Genomic DNA, 21198 nt, shown 5'->3' on the forward strand with positions numbered 1-21198 from the left:
TTATACCCGCTATCCACTGATTCAAACAGTTAAAAACATTTTAAATAAAAATTAATCGTTAATCTATTAAATACAATCTCTGAATATATTCAATAGCTTTATCTTTGTACTCTACCTGTTCTCTAATATTAATAATTCGCATAACAAGTGCTCCTCTACAAAGAATAACAACCATCATTTACATAAAGGGTGTTATAGACATGCGTTTTAATAAAAGTGTGTTGCTTCTTCAATTAAAACGTATCCTTAAACCCATTCTTTCCTATGTTCACGAATAAATTTAATGTCATTTTGATAATGTTCAAGATGCCCTTCGTCTATCATTTTTTGGAACGCACTGTCGCCTTCACTGGCTTTTCTTGTAATTGTTTCACATAACCCCTCTAATCGCAGCAATACCACTTCCAAATAACCTTCTTGTAATTCTTCGCCGTATGATTCAAAAAATAATTTCACTCTTTGGTTTATATGTTGAGCATGCTGCAGTGAATTATAATAAATCTTCTCACCTGTTTCAGAAAGATAAAATCTACTTAAGGGGACGCACGTATAAAGAGTATAAGCAATGTCCCAAATTCTTGGACCGGGCCCAGCAACATCAAAATCAATGATGCCTACTGGTCTTTCGTGTTTGAAAATGATGTTGTATATGACAAAATCATTATGACATAGTATCTCAAATGGTTTAGGAGTGTTATCTATTGATTTCCAGCTGTCATCAAATGAAAAATCACTCACTGAATCATGATAAAGACGGAGCATTTTCCCTATTTCTATTAAAACATCATCAGACCACATATATTTCTTCAAGGGATAATTACCAGCTTCACCTTCAATAAATGATAAGACCTCTCTTCCTTTTTCATCAATGCCTAAAAATTTTGGCGCATAACTAAAACCTTTGTTCTCTAAATGCTTTAATAGCTTATGAAATTTATGACTATCTGATTTTAATTCTCGTCGTACAGTATCTCCCGAGCGATAAACGTTAGAGACATTCCCTCCTGTTAGCACTTCTTCGTCCTCAAAGCTTGACATATAAACATCTCCCCTGAATATATCCTATTTGTCGGCAATAAATAAAAATGTTAAAGTATTCGTCATAAATGAAATATCTCATTTTACTACTGATTTAGAAAAGCCCGTACTTTTTCTTTTGTAGCCTCTTTGGAACTGACTGATAAAGTGTAGAAACTCGGTTATCGTCATGTCACGTTACATTATAAAAAAAGAATCTTCATTCGAAGATCCTTTTAACTGCTTGTTTCATACAAAAATCCGCTAAAAAGTGGAAGACCGCTACTATGTTAAATCAACCAAAGCCTCCATCTGAGTGAATAATTTGTCCGGTAATCCATTCTGATTCTTCACTTGCTAAAAAGATAACTAATTTTGCGGCATCCCGGGGCTCACCAAGTCGGCCCATTGGGAACTTTGGCAGTAGCTCTTCCTTTAACTCACTGCTCATCCAGCCAGTGTTAGTTGGTCCAGGATCTACAGCATTAACAGTAATTTTAAGAGGTGCTAATTCAATAGCAACTGATTTAGTGAACGTAGAAACAGCCCCTTTCGTTGCAACATAAGCCAAATTCCCAGGCTCAGGTGACTTATCTTGACCTGAAACCATATTAATAATTCGACCGCCATGCTTACCTTCGATTAGACGTGCAAACTCAACAGTCAAAAGACACGTCCCTCTAACATTCACGTTATAATGAGCATCAAGCATATTAGCATCTATAGAACGAAAATCTACGTCCACAGAATGTGTTGCATTATTTACAAGGATTGATGGAGAACCTAGTTTGTTTTGAACTTCATCAAGCAGCTTTCTTGGTGCATCGGGTTGCGATAAATCCAATTCCATTGATTCACACCGCACTCCCAGACTGCGAATCTCTTCCATAAGATATTTCGACCAATTAGAATCATCTTCATTAAAATAAGTCATCGAACGATCATACTTTGACCAGTGAGTGAAAAAGATATCTGCCCCTTCTCTAGCTAGCTCCCGACATATTTCAGTACCGATACCCTGCACTCGGCTAGCACCAGTAACAATGGCAATCTTATTCATTAATCGTTTCATAAAGCATCTCCTCATGGAAATGCTGAACAAAGTACTATTAGAGATGTATACTTACTAGTAGCACATGCTTTCAGCAATCCTATCTATGTATTTTATAAAGTCGTACTGCATAAAAATCTGATTAAAGTTTAAAAGGTATTACAATGTCTATATTCGGCACTCATAGACAAAAAATGAGATGCCTTCTCCGTAGCCATCTTTTACTTCATGAACAGTGAGATTGTTAAACCCGTTAGAATTAAGGATACTTTCAAATTCTTCTGAGCCATAAAGTCGAAGAGGAAAATCCATTATCTCCACCTTTTTTGTCTTATTTCCTTGAAGTAGCTCATATCTTATCTTAGTATTCAAAGAGCTTGTTCTTTTATCGTAGCAGCTTTTTTTGTAAACGACGATGATTTCCTTATCAAAAGAAACTCTATCCGTTTCAGTCCAACCTACTAGTTCTTCAATTTCGCTTTTTTTCTTCATAATCGTTAAAAGTATTTTCCCGTCTTCTTTTAAAACTGCTCTCATATTTTGAAGACTCTTAACAGCAATATCATCAGCTAACAGTGAAAAAGAGCCAAAGGGTATCATAATAAGATCATACTTTTTACTACTTTTAAAACTTTCGACATCTTGATACCATACATTCGGTTTAAGACTTAGTGTTTCAGCTTTTTCTATACACGTTTTAAGCATTTCTTTAGAAATATCAAATCCTTCAATCTTAATTCCGTTTTGCATAAATGGAATAAGCATTCTACCGCTCCCGCACATCGGTTCTAATACTTTCATATTTTGGTCTTTTACAAAAGAAAGATAAAACTCCAGCTCTTTTCTATTTGCAAAAGATTTATCACTCTCGTACACCCTTGTGCAGAGCTGTCCATAGTAATCATTCATTCTTATTTCACCTCACATAAGTATTTTTCCATACATGCATTCAACTTTCCTGCCTTATCAACACGTTGCAGACAGCAAAAGCTGAATCCCCCTAGTCTCCAACAAGTTTAGACTTACATTTTCAAGAACGTTATATTTTACTTTTTAGTAAAAAGGTAAAGAGATAGGTAGAATAATGGATTTCCTAAATAAAATTCCAAAAGGAAATATCCCTATGTTAGAGAACTGAATAAAGGACTGCTTTTCATTTCTCTAACACTTAAAAGGAGGTACACGAATGAATGAAGAGATAATAAAAATTGATAACGTTGAGATTTGTACGGAAAGTTTTGGAACCCCCAAGAATTCTGCTGTACTTTTAATAATGGGAGCAATGTCTTCGTTAGATTGGTGGGATGAAGACTTCTGTCTTCGCCTCGCTGAACATGAGAGATTTGTTATTCGTTACGACCATCGTGATTTAGGGCGATCTACCACTTATCCACCCGGTACGTCTAACTATACAATAACGGATATGGCTGACGATGCAATTGGTGTTTTAGATGCTTACTCTATAGACAAAGCTCATATTGTTGGAATGTCTTTGGGCGGGATGATAGGACAAATCCTTGCTCTTAGATATCCGGATCGCTTAGACTCCCTTACTTTAATTGCATCAAGCGTATTTGGAAAGGAGGCGGAAAAATTGCCACCAATGGATCAGCGGATACTTGATTACCACACGAAGAGCGCTTCCATAGACTGGTCAAATCAAGAGGAGACTGTTCCCTACCTTGCAGGTGGATGGAAAATTTTAAGTGGCACAAAACCTTATGAAGAGAAAAGAATGTATAAGCTAGCAGAAAGAGAAGCTGCCCGCGCCAAACAGCTGCCGAGTAGATTTAACCATGCTTTGCTTCAAGGAGGAGGCCAATATTATGACAGATCGAGTGAAATTACTATACCTACACTGATTATTCATGGAACAGAAGATCCGGCGCTGCCATACGAACATGGGCTTGCTCTTGCAAAAGCTATTTCTCATGCTAAATTAATAGCTCTTGATGGTACAGGACATGAAGTCCATAGGGAGGACTGGGAACAAATCATCCAATCAATTGTAGAGATTAGCTCCTAAAAGCAAAACATGAGATATGAAGACTTCAAAGCTCTTTTTTAAGAAAGCTTTGGGGTCTTTTTATGTTTCAAATGTTCTTCTACTGACAGTAGACACCCCCCTACAGCAAAGGGTATTTTGTACAAAAGTACCTACACCTTTTCAAAACATCACATTTACGATACACTGATATTCCGCATAATATCCACATAAGGGTATTTAAGTAATAAAATGGAGGTTTTTATGAAATGTTTTAAGGTGCTTTTTTGTTTAATTTTATTAATCCTTGTAGGTATAACCGGCTGTTCTTCAAAAGAAGAAGTCACGAGCATTAACACTGTTGATGTAAAAGAGCTTAAAGACCACAGTGGAACTTATGTTGGAGATAATTCTAACGTAGTAGCTATCGTAAGAGCATTGCCCGGAGGAGAAACGTTTAAAGAAATTGATTTACATAATAAAACACCAAAAATAATTTATGGTGCTAAAGAGAGCTCTTTATCGGAAGATGAAATGTTAAAATATTGGTTTGACGGTAAGAATACATTAGAGAAAAATTTTCTTTACAATGCTATTTATTTAACAATATTAGTACCTAATGCTCAAGGTTACAGCTTTAGAGTAGACAATCAAAAATTTTCAGCGTCTAGAGAAGAAATGAAACAATTCATTTCCAAAAACATTCAAACTTTACCAACTAGCAATGAGTTATTTGATAAAGAAAAAGCACAGCAATTTATAGATAATAATAAAGAGAAGATTAATAAAGCAGTTAAATCGGCAACTATTCGAGAACAATTTTTTAAGAATGTTCCTATCGTAAAAGAACAAGAACAAATAAAGAGCCTTATTGAAGGCTCTTTATTTGTTTTCTATTTGCCTTTGTGCTTGGCTTTTGCCTTTTGTTTCTTTATGGAATACTTTTGTTCCTTCAGCTCTTCACGATATCGTTTAGCTTTCTTTTTTCTACTTTTTTTCTTTTCTTCGTAAGCTTGCTTCATCGCTTTTTGAGCTTTAGTCGAAATACCAACTTTATTTCTTTCTTTTGCTACTTGGCGTTGTAAGCGTTTTGAATTTACCTTTTTATTAGATTTTATTTTTACATTAATACCTGCATGAACTGATTGATTGATCACCTCTAGCAATCTGTCATAAATAAAGTCTAATATTTCTGTGTCTTTTGGTTCTGTTCCAAATACATAACGAAATGCTTTTAACTTACCGCCTTCTACAACTTCAATAATTCCTACCCAAAACTGACCATCATGGTAAATCGTTAGTGACATAACGATTCCCTCCTCTAAACATACTATGAAATGATGGACATCCCGAGGAGGGGAAGGTTACTGACATTAATACATATTAATGCATCCGGACTACCAACCGAACTGTGTTTTTACATCTCATATACAAATTTTAACATAAACATATTTGATATAAATACCTTCTTTTATTTTTCGCCAAAATTCATTGCAAAAAATAAAAAGCCCGCCATCATAAATATCGGAATTACTACAAAAGAGATTAAACTAAAATATTTTATCAGCCCTTTTTCTTGTTTTCCAAAAGCTATTATTCCACATGAGAATCCTATCAAATAAACAGTAATACATACATACAAAATTTTCGAGCTGTGTATGGGTGTAAAATACTGTCCAACACCAACAACCATCCCAAGCAACGATAACCACAGTGAATATTGACTAAAACGTTTTTTCAATTTAGTCCTCCGCAAACTAGATATATGTTTATATGGCACCATTTAACTAGCAGCTACCATAATGTACTTAATCACCAGTAGAAAAAAGCTTGGGTGAATCACTCCAAACTCTTTTTTCTATAAAGAAAGAAACCTATTACCGCTCCCAGTACAGCTATAACTACACTAAAACGAATTAGATGAATAATAAAATCAATAAGTTTTAAATAGGTTGTTTCTGTTACAGCATCACCGACTGATTGGACTTCTTTATATGGAATCACAAAGAAACCTAATGTTCCTCCTAAGATAAGCCCATAGAGAAAACCTTTTTCTATAAATCTCAACAAGAAACTCTCCTCCTTTCACAAATGCTCATTTAACAAGTTATAGCATTCCCTGCTACTATTAAAAGGCATTTATTTATCTTTCATAAATAATATTTTATTATGAATTTTATTACATATAATCTATATATTAACATATTCACAGATTAAAAAGGAGACTAACGTATAGTCTCCCTTTCTATAAAAGTTTAATAACTGTTACCATGTTATTTACTTAACCAATCTTTCAAATTGAATAAAAGCCCCACAAAGTCACGAATCAAGGAAGCTTTTCACAGCATTTAAAAAAGCGGATAAGTTTCCTGCATGCACCTCATGTCCAGCCCCATCTATCGTTACGAATTTACAATTTGGAATGCGCTTAGAAACTTCCTGCAATTTATCTTGAGGAATATGGCTGGATCCTCCTCCGATGATGAGAGTAGGTGCAATTATCTCTGTAAGACTTCCCCACCATTTAGGGTTGGGGTTATTTAACTGTTGAAGAATTGAAGGTACAACCTCCCAGTCAAACGGTAAAGAACCAGGCGGTTTAGCAGGAGTTTCAAACTTTTCTCCTGTAAAAGGTGGAGGAGTGTCTTCAACAATCAATTGATCTACCCTTTCTGGAAATGTTTCAGAAAAAAGATAGGACACCGTACCACCCATAGAATGCCCAATCAACGTAAAGCTCTCCAAATTCATCGCATTTACAAACTGAAGTAAGTCATCGCACATAAGTTCAAACGTATAGGTGCCGGTTCTCTCACTTCCACCGTGTCCTCGCTGGTCTAAAGCTAGAAACCGATATTCCTTCCCTAATACAGCCGCTACTTCGTCCCACGATTCCGCACTCATTCCTAAAGCGTGAAGTGCAACAATAGCAGGTGCTGAGCTTTCTCCAGCCTCTCGATATTGAAAACTCAAACCGTTTAGCTCAATTCGATTCACTTGTACTTTCAAATCAGATCAACTCCTAATTTAGATTTCACCAATTAAAATCTAGTTTATTAAGGTTCCTCTATATATTAGTGAAATAATGAAGATTTCCTTCATCTCTTATCTTATTGGGAAATATATCAGATTATTTTATGTATCCTGTGGAATTCTTTAGTCAGCATAATGTACCTAAAGTTTTTCACTTTCTATACCTATATAATTTAAACCAAAAGTACTGCAAGCCAATTGAATAAAAGATTGTAAAGGAAGGGACATAAATTTATCTTTATGCCAAAACATTTGTGTATAAAGGGTCGTATCAACTTTAGTACAAGCCAATTCTTTTAATATGCCTTTCTCAAGCTCTCCTTTTACTACTACTTCGGGCAATATGGCAATACCTAAATCCAACATCACACATTGCTTAATAGCTTCCACGCTTGCGAATTCAAATTTAGTGGATGTACAAATACCCGCTTCGCGAAACAAGTTTTCCAATACTACCCGATATGAACACCCCGACTCAGTATACAAAAGAGTCTCATTTTCAAGCTCTTCTAAGTAGATATCCGTTTTATCAGCTAAAGGATGCTGAGGAGCAGCAATAATTTTCAAGTCTTCTGCAACAAGACATTGTGTATGTAGATTTGCATCATGATGCTGGATAGGCTCCATTGTAAAGGCGATATCAAGAGTGCCGTCTAGTAGCTGCGCTCTTGTTTGTGCTTGAGAGTAAGTGGGCTTAAAAATCATTTTCACCTTTGGGAATTGATCCTTAAACTCTTTTAATATTGGAGGTAACCTATACGTACACTGGCTTTCAGAAGATCCAATAATAAGTGTACCCGCAGGCTCTTCCACTCCACTTACAGCGTTTTTTGCTTCCTTAGTCAATTGAATCATTTTATCGGCGTACCTTTTAAATTCTCGACCTGCCTCTGTTAAAACCAAACGCTTTCCGAGACGTTCAAATAAAGGAGTTTCAAGTTCATTCTCAAGAGCTTTTATTTGAGCGGTAACGCTTGATTGAGCAAAGTTCAAAATTTTAGCTGTATATGTAAAATTTAAATTTTCTGCAGCTGTTTTAAATGTAATCAGTTGTTTTATTTCGATTTTCCTCACCTCTGTATAATCGGATATTTCGATTGATTCAATCGTAATGTTCATCTGTAATGATTGCTAATTTCATTATAAAATATGGTAAATCAAACCACAACATACTAAATATAAAGAGATAAGGGGAAATCATAATGTCTATAAAAAAAGAGGATACAGAGGAACCAACCGTTCTAATGCAAAAAAATACAAGTGACAAAAACTTCAAATACTATTGGAATGAAATTATTCGAGCGCTTATCGTAACCAAATAAGTAAGGCTAATCAATTTTATTTTCTGGAAAAGTAAATCCACATACAAGCGTATAAATATAAAAACAATAGCTCGCTAACGCTGACGATATACAGAGTTAGCGAGCTATTAACCTATTTAAACTTATAATTATGTTTATTGCCTTGAATCTAACCTAAACTTTGCAATATCCTTTTCATCTTGGGAGATAATGAGTGTACCCTTTAACGCATTAGCTTGTAGCTTTTTTAGTTTTTCTTCAGTTGGTAAAAGAGGTAATTCATTATTTTTTTCCTTTGCTCCTAAGGTATAACTAAGAGTAAATTTACTTGTTCCTTTAAATGGAATTTCTCCTATACTCATACCAATACCTAACTTATTGTTATCCATATTATAAATATTTGAACCAATTGCTTCTTTTACAGCTGATACTAACTCCTTATCTGGTTCTATGCGAATGTTTGTTTTAGAAAAATCAGAGAGAGCCATAATATTATTAGACTTATTTTCCATCGTGAATGTATAGTGTAACTCCGTTGGAACGATACTTTTACTTTTATTCTTTTTATCAGGTACTATCATTTCTCCAACGATTTTTTTATCATCTGTTAACGTTACCTCTGCTTTTTGTAATTTTAAGTACTCAACATTGTTTACATATTCCGTTTTTGAACAAGCAGAAATGATAAACACCGAACAAATAACAAACAAACCAAGATAGAACTTTTTCATATTTCTCCTCCAAACATTTTTTATCCCACAACAATAAACATATGTTAACTAATTTTTTATATTTTGTATTTATAAACTTTTATTTAGGGTACAAATAAAAACACCAAGATGTTTTACGCTCGCTTGGTGTTTTTATGTTCATAACTATGCCTTAGCTCAAACAATATCCCCATACCTATTCCCACGTCATGTTTGTTATTAGTATCCCATGACTGTGCTAATTCCTTCTATCTATCACTTCATGGTGTGATTGAGCTTCAATATAGTATTTAGAATACCTAATTCTTAACGTTCTTGAGACAAAGAAGATTTAGAATAAATAAAAGTACTTGTACTGATTTATTGTCCATAAATAAACTGTTCCTTCCCATTATTTTTTTAGTTTGAACACGTTTTTTGTACATATGATAATGCATCAAAAACTAATAGACATATTGAAAACAAAAAAAACTACTAGTATGTGGGACAGTCTCGTCCCACATACTAGTAGTTTTTTAATTAAAAATCGCTATATTCCTCTAAATCATCATCATCTAGTGACCCAGATAATTGCTCTAGATCTGCAATCTTACCTTCTTTGAAGGTTTGGTGGCTTTCTGAAGGCTTCTCTTCTATCTCCTCTTGTTTACTCACAAAACCGTTGGACTGAGCTAACTTCTTTAATTCCCGTAGTTCGGAATTGATATGTTCAAGAAGTTCTTCTGTTCTGTGTCCTAGTTCTACTTGATTGGAAGATGAACTATGAAGGTCACGAACAATTAAAGATGAAATATAGTCCCCTAATTTTCGAGACTTTGCATATTTTGCAAGTATATCATAGACTTCATCACTCAACTGATTAGTTTTAATAGTAAAGGCGTTTTGACGCTCTGACATGGTTATCACCTACGCTGTTAGGATTTAACGGCTTTCTTCTCGGCTTGTTTCTTTTGAAGGTACCCCATGCTTCGGATTTCTAAGCCGAATAAATTCAAGTGACGGCTATCCTCAGGCACTTTATGATATTTCTCTGTGCGTTCTTCGCCAATTTTTTCACGCATGCTATTCATAATAGCTACTTCTAGTGTAGGAGCGACACCGCCACTATATACATATTTTCGGATTTTATTTGCTGGCGGTGGGGCGACATCATTTAACTTAGCTAGTAAGATCTCTACATAATCTCTTAGAGAAGATTTGATTTGAGCTGTTAAATCAATGGATTCGCCTGTGTTTTCATTTTTCAGTTCAAACTTTTGTTTACTGTAGTTATCTAAAATAAATTGATCAAAAGCGCGTAAATCGGTAAACAACTCTGGGAATTTCTCTTTTCGTAACTTATCGATATGTGCTAAATAGGGAATACCCTCGATACTTTGGAACGATTCACGACTGTTCGCAGCCTTCAACCCTTCAGGTAAGATTACAACATCAATGGATCCTCCACCGATATCGATCATTACGGTTTCACATTCCACATATTCATTAGCATCTTCACGGTTTTGAAGGGTTAGGTCTTTCTTTAACGCAAAACGTGCGATTTCACCTTCTTTTAAACAAACACTTTCTTTCACAGATACTTTTAATTCTTTTTCAAATCCTGGGGTATGGATATAAAAAGTGTGATCACCTACAAAGCGATCTGCCATAGCCTTTTGCGCTTCTCCGAAAGTACTTTCTTTTTTTAGTAACCAGATTGGTAACATTGTAGAGAAATAGTCGATCTCGATGTTGTTTTCCTTTTGATCTTTTGTATGTAACGCGTGGTAATATGCAACGGCAGCTAAAAATGTTACGTATGGAATATGACTTGTAATTTTATTATGTAAACGATTGATGTGATTGTTTGCTAATTGTTGGCTGGCGGCACTGTCACCTACTAAGAAATAACGTTCTTTTTCTTCCTCTCCAATGGTTGTAGATAGTAAGATACGCTTTTTAAATTCCTCTGGTGCTGTAACAGCATCTGTAAAGAATGAATCAGCAGCTTCTTTTTGGAGTTCTACTACGTTGGTTTGGAAATCAAATAGATATCCATCTATGATATTCATATCGACTGAGTTCCCACAGTCTTTATTAAAACGTGAAATTTTCATCTCTATACACCTCTTTTTTTAGTTGAACTTCTGTTGAACTTATTATACAAAAGAAAAGGTGGATTTTCAATCCTTCAGTTCAACTGATTTATCATCAAAAATTTACACATATCAACAATTTTTTTATCTAGTTGAACTTATTTCGGGGTCAGAAAAACAGTGTCAGGAAAGTTCTTTTTCGAGAATAAGAAAGTCGGAAGTAGAGATTCTGGTGAAAAAAGAGGTTGAGACAAAAGTATTTTAGATGAAGTGAAAAACGAACTATTGATCAAGATTTTCGATTAGTAGTTTGTTTTTTTATTAAGGTAAACGCAGACTTCATTTGTTTAGGTCTTTCTAGCAGTTGATTGAAGGGTAAGACAAATACTCCTGGTGGGAAAGCGGAATGTGTCAAGATAATACTTATATTCGTCAAGAGACTTAAAATATTGTTTGGTAGTATTAGATCACACTCACCTTTTTTGGGCTACCTTTTTCATTAACTGACTTTTATGATCTTTATCTTTAACTATAATATAATCCTCTGTTCCTTTTACTGAATAGATTTCTGAACCAACTGTAAAATAGTTTGATTGATTATTACCTTCGGACATCGTAGTTGCTTTAGTTTTCTTTTCTATGGTTCCTATTTGGTCTCCTATTTCTTGTGTTTGATCTAATTTATCTTCTGTTCCGTTATATTCCTTGTTTTCAACTACAACAATGATAGCAGAAGAACTTTCTGTATTCGTTCCTGTACTTTCTTGATTACATGCAGTTAGAACGGTTAAATAAACTACTGACAGAAAACTAAGTGTTCTCTTCATAATAGCCTCCGGAAATCATTTTCCTTACCCTTTAATTAAAATTGACATTAGGCGATATACCAATTTCAGTAACGTATCATAATGTATTCGAAAATGAAAAATCCTAAAAGTTCTATTAAACAAAATTTCCAGGCTCCTCTATATAAAAATCCACATAACCGCAGCTTGAACAAACATAAGGTATTAATTCACTGTAATGGTGATTGTTATTTAATACCCTGCTCGGTGTTTTATTTACACCTACTGTACCAGGTGATGATTGAATACGGGCTTTGGCTAGAGCTGAATCACATTTAGAGCACTTTTTTCTTTGCATACATATCACCCTTTCTATTTCATAACATCCTTACTCGCTTTAAAATTAATAATTAGCCATATAACTTGAATAATCAAAGGGAAAATAAATGCGATTAGCAACACTATAAATGCGAACAATTTCAGCTCCGGTGTTTGGGTAACACCCGCTCCATCCACTTCTCTTGTCCAGACAACAGCTGTTCCTACGACGAAAAGTATGATCCAAATTATATTAGCTATCCACCAGGAAATCCATCGTCTTTTCACATCATCACTCCTTTCAATTTAAGCTGCATCTTTCTTTATTAATTCCCAGATAAGAGCAATGGTAGAAATAGCTCCACCTACCGCAAAGAGGTAAGAAGAAAACGGCATTGTTTTATATACGAATAAACCTCTTACTCCATAGAAACACAGGATAATAATGCTGATTAACCCGATCATAAGCCGGATATTTTTTTAAATCGTTTTCTCCCCCTTTAGGCTTCTCTTTGCACCTGATCCTTTATCATAAGTCCAAATATAGCGAAGAAGTTTAATACAACCAGCAATCCATAATAAAAGCCAAGCCCTTCAAAAAATAAAGAAAGAATGGGAATTATTATAGTTTCAAAGCCAAACAGCATAATAATAAGCCCAATTCCTTTAGCGAGCTGCTTTTCATCCTTAGGTGTAAATATCTTTCCATATCCAGCAATAAAATTAGTACTACCTTTTTTCCATACACGTTTCCCAATATAAATGATTAAACAGCTTACTAGACTTATAAATAATAATTTCAACACCAGACATTACACCTTCTTTACATACTTTAATTTAACATATGTAGTACATTTTACCATAATCAACAAACAAATATTATGTATTAAAGGTGGACTCACAAAATACAACACTGTAAAATATATACATACTAATTTTGGAGGTTTTTGTTTGTTAAACTTATGCTTAGAGCTGGGTGAGTAAGCTTCCTTAATGAATGTGTGCATAAAGGAAGCCCCATTTATGGAGTATAAAAAGCGGTAATTTAGCAAGTTGATAGGAGACTCTAAATGGATATCTTAATTAAACAAGAACTCACTGAAGAATATAATAAAACTGAAAAAGTTGTGAAAAGCGCCTTTTTAAATGAAGAATACAGCGATAAGAAAGAACATTTACTTGTGAAACGAATTAGGAAGTCAGATGAATTTATTCCTGAACTTTCACTAGTCGCATTAAATCAGAATGCAGCAGATATTATAGGCCATATTCTTCTATCTAAAATAACAATTATAAATGGTGATAACGCTACCGTTTCTTTAGCACTTGCTCCAGTTTCAGTTGCGCCTCAGTATCAAAAACAAGGAGCTGGTAGCCAACTAATACACGCTGCGTTAAGACGCGCAAAAGAGCTTGGTTATCATTCAGTAATTGTTTTAGGGCACAAAGATTACTATCCTAAGTTTGGATTTAAACCAGCTAGCTCATGGAAGATATGTGCTCCATTTGACGTGCCTGAAGAATTTTTTATGGCCATAGAGTTAACAGAAGGATCTCTAAACAATGTGCAAGGTGTTGTACATTACTCAAAAGCTTTTTCAGAGTAAGCACTAACTGATTAATTAGATTTTACGTAAAGGCTGCCTGGAAAATAATTTTATAGTATTTTCTATAGGCAGCCTCTTTTTTTATTTACCTGATATTATTAAAGCGGTGGGTTTTCCACACCTAAATGAACCCAATCTTCTTTTGGAGGTCCATAAACTCCAGGGGGTTTTAGGCCTGCTTGACGCATAAGGACTGTGATTTGACCTCGGTGATGAACAATATGCTTGATTAGTCCCATTAAGATTGTGGCATTTGATTGGGTTCTTCCGAATGCTTCTTGCGTATGTTCTAAAGATTCATCTGTCCATTGCTGTTCAATGATTTTAGCAGCGTGAGAACTTACATTTTTAAAGGTTATAGCGATTTCCTGTGCTGAAGATGGAACGCTTGCTGTACTTTCAATTCTCTCCATGTTTAACCCAAACTCAGTTAGATAATCTGGAATATTTGTTGTAAAATGCCAAGCAATTCTTCCTAACGTACGTCCTTCAGGGTAAACTTGTTGTTTCAACGAATCATCTGTTAAGCTATCCAAAACTTTTTGAGTTAGCATGGCTTCGTTGTTCCATTCTTTGATAAAATCTGAAATGGTATTATACATGTAAAAGACCTCCTAATATAAATCTAATCTAAATTAACACTTAAATAATATCATAGAAAAAACCAGTTGGCTTATTTACTAAAGAAAGGAGATTCTATGTTATTTAAAGCTACCGCTCAAAAAACTATTATTTTTACTCTATTACCTTTAAATGCTTTATTATGCATTCAAGCAGTTCAATATAAAGCACTTGCCTTTTTACTTCTTTTGGCTATCCTTTGTTCGTTTCTTTCCCTGTTCCTCAGATATGAATTTCAAATAGACAAAGATACTTTAACCTATAGAACATATATATTATGGTTTAAAGTATATGCAAAAACAGTTAAACCAATGGACATTAAAAGAATTGTATTTAAACGGTTAAATTGGAAAACAAAATTGGCAGTAGTAAAAGTAGAAAACGGGTGGAATATGCGAATAGCATTATTTAATCCACCAAATGTTTTTAAGGAATTAGAAAGATTTGCACATGAATATGATGTAGATATTCAAAAAAAGGCAGATTATTAAATCCTAGAGAAAACATCTTGAATGTCACCGCGTTTTGGATACATTAAACTCCACGCAAGTTAGGCCGTATAATCAGCCGTTATTTATTTCTAATTGAGTTGCTTTTGGACCTCTCTACTGCTACAAAGCATTAATAAAGAGGTCCTTTCTTAAACACCTCCAAGTTAAACACTTTGTCCTCCTTCCTCACATCAACCTCAAGCCCTACATAAAAATAAGCTTCAAGACCATTTCATTTAACATTATTTGGATATATAATTCGTATATAACACTTTTTAAGAGGTGATGATTCTGTATATATCAAAAAAGGTTGGCATTTTAAGCTGGTTTGCTACTTGCTTGTATTTTTTAGTTGAACCTTTCTTTATTTTGACTTCAACTGCTCCCTACAGTTTTTTAAATCACGCAATGAGTGATCTTGGCGTAACTTCTTGTGGAACCTACACCTATTCAATTGCACCTCATGAAATTTGCTCTCCTCACCATTTCTGGATGAACGTATTGTTTATTATAAACGGATTAACACTTTCGATTGGTGTTCTGTACATTTCACAAAAACTAAAGAAAACAAAAATAATCCAGCTGGCAACAGCTTTTATTCTTATATTAGCTTTAGGTAACATTGTTTCAGGCTTTATACCGGCTGATATAAATTTATTTTGGCATTCAATATTCGCTCAACTTGGCATGATCACTGTTTTAGCTGGTCTTTGGATATATGCATCCTCCTTAACCAGCGCCAAGTGTTGGACTTATGGCTGTTTAGTCTCCTTACTAGTCATCCTCATACTCATTATGCTTGTATTTTTTGTTCCTATGCCTACCGGTCTGCTGCAAAGATTATTCTATTTAGTCATCTTTATATGGGGCACGGTGCTTTCCTTTATGTTAAACAAGTAATCCATTATCATTCCGTTTCATATGAGCTTACAAGATTACATTCAACTACTCGTAATTTTAAATAGCAAAAAGTCCATAGAGGCATCCCCTATGGACTTTTTATACGATTTTGTTAGATGAATTCTCTTAATAATTCTTTAGATTTCTTTCCGCTAAAACCAAAATAATTGCCAATAAGCTTGACGTATTCTGTGTAGGTAACTTTTCTATTTAAAGCAGTTTTCCACCATCTCTGTGGATTATAATAGCGACTTCCACTAGAACAATAGGTTAATTGTATTTGGGTATCCTTAAATTCTTTATTAAAATTCTTTTCTACCCTTTTCATATGATAGTTGGAAGAAACAACGATAGCGGATTGAAAATGATAGTTCATCATTAGCCTTTTTGTGAATTTAGCGTTTTCCGTAGTACTTGTAGCGTGATTTTCTAATATAATTGAATCCTCAGGTATCCCCGATTCCTTGGCTTGATGATAAAAATTATTCTCTTGACCATTCGAAAGGATTAAATGAGCCGCATAGCCTTTTTTATATAATTCAATTCCTTTCTCCAGTCGATCATTATCACCACTTAACACAATAATCACGTCAGATTTTACCGGCTTTTCGTTTACCACAAGCTCTTTCCCGGCAAACAGAAAAATAATAAGCCCTAATCCCAGCATAAATATACTAATTTTTATCCTTTTACCTTTAATTTTTTGCATATAGACCCTCATTTAAAAAGTTCACTTCATATCGTATCATAAAGCTCAATATTCACAAAAATAAAAAGGTAATCTTCAAAAAAATTTTGCCCGCTGCAAGTAATCACAGCTTTTATATAAAAGTTAGAAAGTAAAACTTTAACAAACATTCTTTCTAAATATTTTCATAAATCAACTTAAATTTCTATAAACTTAATATTTTTACTCATTTGTATTAATATTTATTTTTTCACTTATTTTTCATTTTTCTATGATAAAATCACGATGACACAAGAAGCAAACAAAATAATTTATTTATTAACCTAAAAAGCTGACCATTATGGTCAGCTTTTTAGGTTAAAAGAGAATTAACTGCATCATAGCTTTCTATATTGATTCAGCCAGTGCACTTTAATCTTTAGTAAGATTCTAAGTTTTTTATTAGACAAATATTTTTTCCTTAATATTAAACTGTTTCCCTAAGGAAAAATAAATTAGGATTCATCTATATAATTTGCTAGCGCATATAGGCACTTCAGTCTGTTCTAAGTCAAAATTTTATTTTTAAAGGGTTTCATATGCTCAAAAAGTTTCCTTCAGGCAAATTTATAGTATTAAATAAAAAAAATAAGCTGAAGTCAAAAAAATGTCTTGTTTACTAAATTAGGGCTAATAAACGTTTTGATTATACAGGCTATCGTATGGTAGACCTTTTATATAAAACATCACAGTTAAAACAGATTGGAGGTTTGTGATAGATTGTGAGAAGAAATCTATTTTATTGATATTTTTCTAACATGCATTAGAGAATCTTATATTCAGTGATTGGAATAGAAATTTAATAAAGAAAAGGTGTTTTAAACATGGAACGCAAGAAGTCAGAAAGCTTTAATTATGGTCTTGCTTTTACACTGCTGCTGTTTTTTATTATTAGCTGTATAGCTATTTATAGCGCGCAAAAAACAGGACAGTATTCTACAAACTTCGTAATTAAACAAGTTGAATGGTACGCAGTAGGTATTGGGATTATCTTCATCACCATGAGGCCTGATGAAGATCAGTGGGACCAATTCACATGGTTCTTTTATGGGCTAAATATTTTTATCCTTATTTTACTCATCGTTTCTCCCCAAAGTATTGCTCCTGTCAAAAATGGTGCAAAAAGCTGGTTCGTCCTTCCTGGTATTGGATCGATACAGCCGTCAGAGTTCACAAAAATCTCTTTAATCTTAGCATTTAGTAAAGTGATACGAAATCATAACGAAAAATTTCGCGTAAGAGATATAAGAAGCGACGTTTTACTCGTTGGAAAGCTAGGAGCTACGTTAGCGGTCCCTATTCTTCTTATTATGCAGCAGCCCGATTTAGGAACGGCACTTGTAATGATCTTTTTATTCTTTGTCATGATATTCGTTTCAGGAGTAAGTTTTAAGCTCATTCTTCCTACCTTTACTTCAATTATAGGAATCGCTTCAGGTATTTTATATATGGTTTTGAACCACCCAAAAATATTGGAAAAATATTTGCACGTTCAATCCTATCAGTTTGATCGTATCTATGCGTGGTTTGATCCAGAATCTTATGCAGGCAGCTTGTCTTACAACTATATGCAAGTGTTAAAAGCAATAGGTGCCGGATCCATTTCAGGAAGAGATACATCAAAATTTTCAGTATATGTTCCCGAAAAACATTCAGACTTTATTTTTAGTGCAATTGGAGAAAGTTACGGCTTCTTAGGAACTAGCCTTATTCTTTTCTTATTTATGGTGCTGATTTACCAAATTATTACCGTCGCATTTCATACGAAAGATCCATTCTCTACATACATTTGTACCGGCGTTATTTCAATTGTTTTCTTTCATGTTTTAGAAAATGTGGGCATGTGTATAGGACTTCTTCCGATAACGGGAATACCACTGCCGTTTATAAGCTACGGGGGAAGTGCGTTAATGAGTACGATGTTTTTGATGGGACTAGTATTAAATATAAGCTTTCGATCAAAGGCTTATATGTTTGATCAGGATGTGAGGTAATACAATGACTTGTAAAAAAATAGCTAAAGAGATAAATTCAGACCTAAAGATTCGTATGAAAGTATTGAAATATATGTGTATTTTTTTATTTTCTCTCTTGTATATAGCCGTTATTAGATGGTTTTTTTAGGAGGAGTTTTTATGCTCAAAAAAATTCTAAAGTGTTACGATTACAAATTTATTGGTGCGTTAGTTGTTCTAAGCCTGATCGGTTTAATTATGGTTTATAGTGCCAGCATGGTAACAGCAATTAGCCGTTATGGTGTATCTGGAGATTATTTTTATAAAAAACAAAAGCTTGCTCTTATAGCAGGCTTTATCATTTTCACATTAGCGGCTATTGTTCCTTATAAAATTTATCAGGAAAAAGCAGTATTAAAAGTTTTATTAGGTGTCGCTGTTGCACTCCTTATTTTAGTTTTAGCTTTTGGACACACAGCAGGTAATGCACAAAGTTGGTTTAAAATTGGGCCTATTGCTATCCAGCCGTTAGAAATAACAAAATTAACGCTCATTATCTATTTAGCCGCTGTTTTTGCAAACAAACAAGAGTATATCAATGATTTAAAAAGGTCGATTCTTCCACCTATGCTGGTTGTGCTTTTTATTTGTTTTTTAATTATTTTGCAGCCTGATTATGGCGGAGCCTTACTTATTTTAGGAACAGTTGCAGCTATTGTGTTATGTTCAGGCATTTCAAAAAAAGCTATTTTAAAAATTAGTGTATTAGGCGTCATTGGCACACTCATTATGTTAGCCGTGTTATTAGTAACCGGAAACATGGATCTTTTGTTTTCTCCGGGGCGTTTGGCTCGTTTTACCGGATTCTTACATCCTTTTGAAAATCAACAAGGTGATGGATATCAGCTTGTTAATTCTTATGTAGCTATAGGAAACGGAGGAATATTGGGTATGGGGCTGGGCCAAGGCATTCAAAAAACGGGCTACTTGCCTGAATCACATACGGATTTTATTATGGCCATTATTGCAGAAGAGCTGGGATTTTGGGGTGTACTTCTTGTATTAGGGCTACTGTTTTTTATTATTTTTAAAGGATTAAAAACAGCTATTAAGTGTCGTGATCCTTTTGGAGCACTGTTAGCTATCGGTATTTCCGTTATGATGGCTGTTCAAGTATTTGTAAACCTTGGAGCTGTCACGGGTCTTCTTCCTATTACCGGTGTCACTCTTCCTTTTATAAGCTTTGGAGGTTCTTCCCTTACATTGTTAATGCTTGCTGCAGGAATACTTACCAATGTTTCGATGTTTACCACATACACTCAAACCTATCAAAGCCAGTCAATGGAACAAGCTTATATAAGGAATGTTTAACGTTTGAATGGCTAACTGGTGGCTATAATAAAAAGTCCTGACTATATATCAGGACTTTTTACTTTATTTACATAAATAATAATCAAGCAGCTGCTTAGAATTGCTGTGTTCTTTACTAGTAATCTATTAGAGGATAGATTTACTTCCTAAATAACGAGGTGCCCAGTAAGAATTGCTTAACGATGCAATAGTTACACCAGTTGAACTTCCAGCATGAATAAACTGTCCGTTTCCAATATAAATTCCAGCATGTGAAGGACCTCCAGTAGTATCAAAGAACACAATATCTCCTACATTTGGAGTAGATGTACTTTTTCCTGACTGATACAAGGTAGCTACTGTTCGCGGTACCGTTACTCCACCTCCATTTTTAAATACATAATAAATGAAACCGCTGCAATCGAAACCATTTGGAGAAGTTCCGCCCCAAACATATGGCACCCCTATAAATTTTTTAGAATAAGCAACAATATCACTAGCTGTCGCTTGCGTTGAACTGTTAACAGTTGAAGAACCAGTGGTGCTAGTAGATGCGTTATTTAAGGCATTTAAAGTAGCTGGACCTACTATTCCATCCACAGCTAAGCCATGATCCCGTTGAAAATTCATAACGGCAGTTTGAGTAATTGTGCCAAAATAGCCTGTTGGTGTGGCATTAAAGTAACCTTTTTCCTTTAACAATTGCTGTACTTTTTCAACTTCATTGCTAGTCATTCCATATTTTAAAAGTGTACCGTTTGTAACCGCACTTGTTGAATTAGCTATTAACGCTTGATATGTATTAGGTCCCACCATTCCATCAGCGGTTAAACTATGAGAACGCTGAAAGCTTAGAACTGAATCTTTTGTAATTGAACCAAAATAGCCTGTCGAAGTAGCTGAAAATATGCCCTTCTGTTTTAAAACATCCTGTAATTCTTTTACGTCTGGATCTGTCATACCTTCTTTTAATAGCTTGTCCCCTAAAGCTGCATGGCTTATTGTTGGTAACACAATTAATGACGAGCATAGAGCTAATGAAGAAATTATCTTTTTCACTAAGTATATCCCCCGATGTTATATTTTTCTTGTTATTGACTATAAAATTTTAGCAGGGAGAAAGAGAAAAGAAACAACCTATTTATGAATTTTTTATGACATTTTCAAAAATTACTTGATTTATTAGGAGGTAACTATTTATTTTGTCATATAAAGTATAAATATACTTATAATGGTTAAATCTGTTGTTCTTGAACCTCATTTTTCTTTTTAC

At 34.2% G+C, this 21198-nt stretch carries 24 protein-coding genes; 7 read left to right on the forward strand and 17 right to left on the reverse strand.

Annotated elements, in window-relative coordinates; translation table 11 throughout:
- Positions 1-246: 246 nt before the first annotated feature.
- The 3 genes from MMB69_RS16120 to MMB69_RS16130 form a co-directional block, all read right to left on the reverse strand.
- Positions 247-1038, reverse strand: a complete 792-nt coding sequence (locus tag MMB69_RS16120; RefSeq protein WP_221782410.1) for a phosphotransferase — start codon at positions 1036-1038, stop codon at positions 247-249.
- A 274-nt stretch (positions 1039-1312) separates the two neighbouring features.
- Entirely contained in the window at positions 1313-2089 is a 777-nt protein-coding gene (locus MMB69_RS16125) for an SDR family oxidoreductase (protein ID WP_221783403.1), read from the reverse strand.
- 147 nt (positions 2090-2236) lie between these two features.
- The gene (locus tag MMB69_RS16130; protein WP_221782408.1) at positions 2237-2977 is read right to left on the reverse strand and encodes a class I SAM-dependent methyltransferase; all 741 of its coding nucleotides are present in this window, start codon (positions 2975-2977) and stop codon (positions 2237-2239) included.
- Between the two features lie 277 nt (positions 2978-3254).
- Here MMB69_RS16130 and mle point away from each other — a divergent pair, with 277 nt between their 5' ends.
- Entirely contained in the window at positions 3255-4094 is an 840-nt protein-coding gene (mle, locus tag MMB69_RS16135; RefSeq protein WP_221782406.1) for an alpha/beta fold macrolide esterase, read from the forward strand.
- Positions 4095-4316: 222 nt separating this feature from the next.
- Complete coding sequence (locus tag MMB69_RS16140; protein WP_277447986.1) at positions 4317-5063, forward strand: DUF4825 domain-containing protein; 747 nt, start codon at positions 4317-4319, stop codon at positions 5061-5063.
- Here MMB69_RS16140 and MMB69_RS16145 read toward each other — a convergent pair.
- The 11 genes from MMB69_RS16145 to MMB69_RS16195 form a co-directional block, all read right to left on the reverse strand.
- Entirely contained in the window at positions 4946-5359 is a 414-nt protein-coding gene (locus tag MMB69_RS16145; RefSeq protein WP_221782402.1) for a YjdF family protein, read from the reverse strand. The genes MMB69_RS16140 and MMB69_RS16145 overlap by 118 nt on opposite strands.
- 164 nt (positions 5360-5523) lie before the next feature.
- Positions 5524-5793 (reverse strand): hypothetical protein, encoded by a 270-nt coding sequence (locus MMB69_RS16150; protein WP_221782400.1) that lies wholly within the window; start codon positions 5791-5793, stop codon positions 5524-5526.
- Positions 5794-5891: 98 nt separating this feature from the next.
- Entirely contained in the window at positions 5892-6122 is a 231-nt protein-coding gene (locus MMB69_RS16155) for a hypothetical protein (protein ID WP_013082550.1), read from the reverse strand.
- A 249-nt stretch (positions 6123-6371) separates the two neighbouring features.
- Complete coding sequence (locus MMB69_RS16160; protein WP_221782398.1) at positions 6372-7061, reverse strand: alpha/beta fold hydrolase; 690 nt, start codon at positions 7059-7061, stop codon at positions 6372-6374.
- A gap of 165 nt (positions 7062-7226) precedes the next feature.
- Complete coding sequence (locus MMB69_RS16165; RefSeq protein WP_221783402.1) at positions 7227-8150, reverse strand: LysR family transcriptional regulator; 924 nt, start codon at positions 8148-8150, stop codon at positions 7227-7229.
- Positions 8151-8541: 391 nt separating this feature from the next.
- The gene (locus tag MMB69_RS16170; protein WP_221782396.1) at positions 8542-9117 is read right to left on the reverse strand and encodes a hypothetical protein; all 576 of its coding nucleotides are present in this window, start codon (positions 9115-9117) and stop codon (positions 8542-8544) included.
- Positions 9118-9615: 498 nt separating this feature from the next.
- Positions 9616-9993, reverse strand: coding sequence for a hypothetical protein (locus MMB69_RS16175; protein ID WP_153254030.1), 378 nt, complete (start codon positions 9991-9993; stop codon positions 9616-9618).
- A gap of 17 nt (positions 9994-10010) precedes the next feature.
- Entirely contained in the window at positions 10011-11192 is a 1182-nt protein-coding gene (locus MMB69_RS16180; protein ID WP_221785950.1) for an Alp7A family actin-like protein, read from the reverse strand.
- A gap of 452 nt (positions 11193-11644) precedes the next feature.
- Complete coding sequence (locus MMB69_RS16185; protein WP_221785951.1) at positions 11645-11998, reverse strand: hypothetical protein; 354 nt, start codon at positions 11996-11998, stop codon at positions 11645-11647.
- 330 nt (positions 11999-12328) lie between these two features.
- Positions 12329-12562, reverse strand: a complete 234-nt coding sequence (locus tag MMB69_RS16190; RefSeq protein WP_221785952.1) for a DUF3923 family protein — start codon at positions 12560-12562, stop codon at positions 12329-12331.
- Between the two features lie 212 nt (positions 12563-12774).
- Positions 12775-13080: a hypothetical protein gene (locus tag MMB69_RS16195; RefSeq protein ID WP_221785953.1), complete on the reverse strand. Its 306-nt coding sequence runs from the start codon at positions 13078-13080 to the stop codon at positions 12775-12777.
- A 264-nt stretch (positions 13081-13344) separates the two neighbouring features.
- Between MMB69_RS16195 and MMB69_RS16200 the strand changes: the two genes are divergently transcribed.
- Positions 13345-13881 (forward strand): GNAT family N-acetyltransferase, encoded by a 537-nt coding sequence (locus MMB69_RS16200; RefSeq protein ID WP_221785954.1) that lies wholly within the window; start codon positions 13345-13347, stop codon positions 13879-13881.
- Between the two features lie 98 nt (positions 13882-13979).
- Here the strand turns inward: MMB69_RS16200 and MMB69_RS16205 are convergent, their stop codons facing one another.
- Positions 13980-14483 (reverse strand): DinB family protein, encoded by a 504-nt coding sequence (locus MMB69_RS16205; RefSeq protein WP_221785955.1) that lies wholly within the window; start codon positions 14481-14483, stop codon positions 13980-13982.
- A gap of 96 nt (positions 14484-14579) precedes the next feature.
- Here MMB69_RS16205 and MMB69_RS16210 point away from each other — a divergent pair, with 96 nt between their 5' ends.
- Positions 14580-14993, forward strand: a complete 414-nt coding sequence (locus MMB69_RS16210) for a diguanylate cyclase (RefSeq protein ID WP_221785956.1) — start codon at positions 14580-14582, stop codon at positions 14991-14993.
- Positions 14994-15278: 285 nt separating this feature from the next.
- Positions 15279-15893, forward strand: a complete 615-nt coding sequence (locus tag MMB69_RS16215; protein ID WP_221785957.1) for a DUF998 domain-containing protein — start codon at positions 15279-15281, stop codon at positions 15891-15893.
- A 112-nt stretch (positions 15894-16005) separates the two neighbouring features.
- On the opposite strand, the gene MMB69_RS16220 is transcribed toward MMB69_RS16215, so the two are convergent.
- Positions 16006-16602: a YdcF family protein gene (locus tag MMB69_RS16220; RefSeq protein WP_221785958.1), complete on the reverse strand. Its 597-nt coding sequence runs from the start codon at positions 16600-16602 to the stop codon at positions 16006-16008.
- Positions 16603-17444: 842 nt separating this feature from the next.
- Here MMB69_RS16220 and MMB69_RS16225 point away from each other — a divergent pair.
- Together MMB69_RS16225 and MMB69_RS16230 are read left to right on the forward strand one after the other, a co-directional pair.
- The gene (locus MMB69_RS16225) at positions 17445-18614 is read left to right on the forward strand and encodes an FtsW/RodA/SpoVE family cell cycle protein (protein WP_221785959.1); all 1170 of its coding nucleotides are present in this window, start codon (positions 17445-17447) and stop codon (positions 18612-18614) included.
- A gap of 141 nt (positions 18615-18755) precedes the next feature.
- The gene (locus MMB69_RS16230; protein ID WP_221785960.1) at positions 18756-19946 is read left to right on the forward strand and encodes an FtsW/RodA/SpoVE family cell cycle protein; all 1191 of its coding nucleotides are present in this window, start codon (positions 18756-18758) and stop codon (positions 19944-19946) included.
- A 126-nt stretch (positions 19947-20072) separates the two neighbouring features.
- Here MMB69_RS16230 and MMB69_RS16235 read toward each other — a convergent pair whose 3' ends face one another.
- Positions 20073-20984 (reverse strand): C40 family peptidase, encoded by a 912-nt coding sequence (locus MMB69_RS16235; protein ID WP_277447988.1) that lies wholly within the window; start codon positions 20982-20984, stop codon positions 20073-20075.
- Positions 20985-21198: the final 214 nt, after the last annotated feature.

The organism is Priestia sp. P5, from assembly GCF_029522155.1.
Classification (GTDB): Bacteria; Bacillota; Bacilli; order Bacillales; family Bacillaceae_H; genus Priestia; species Priestia megaterium_E.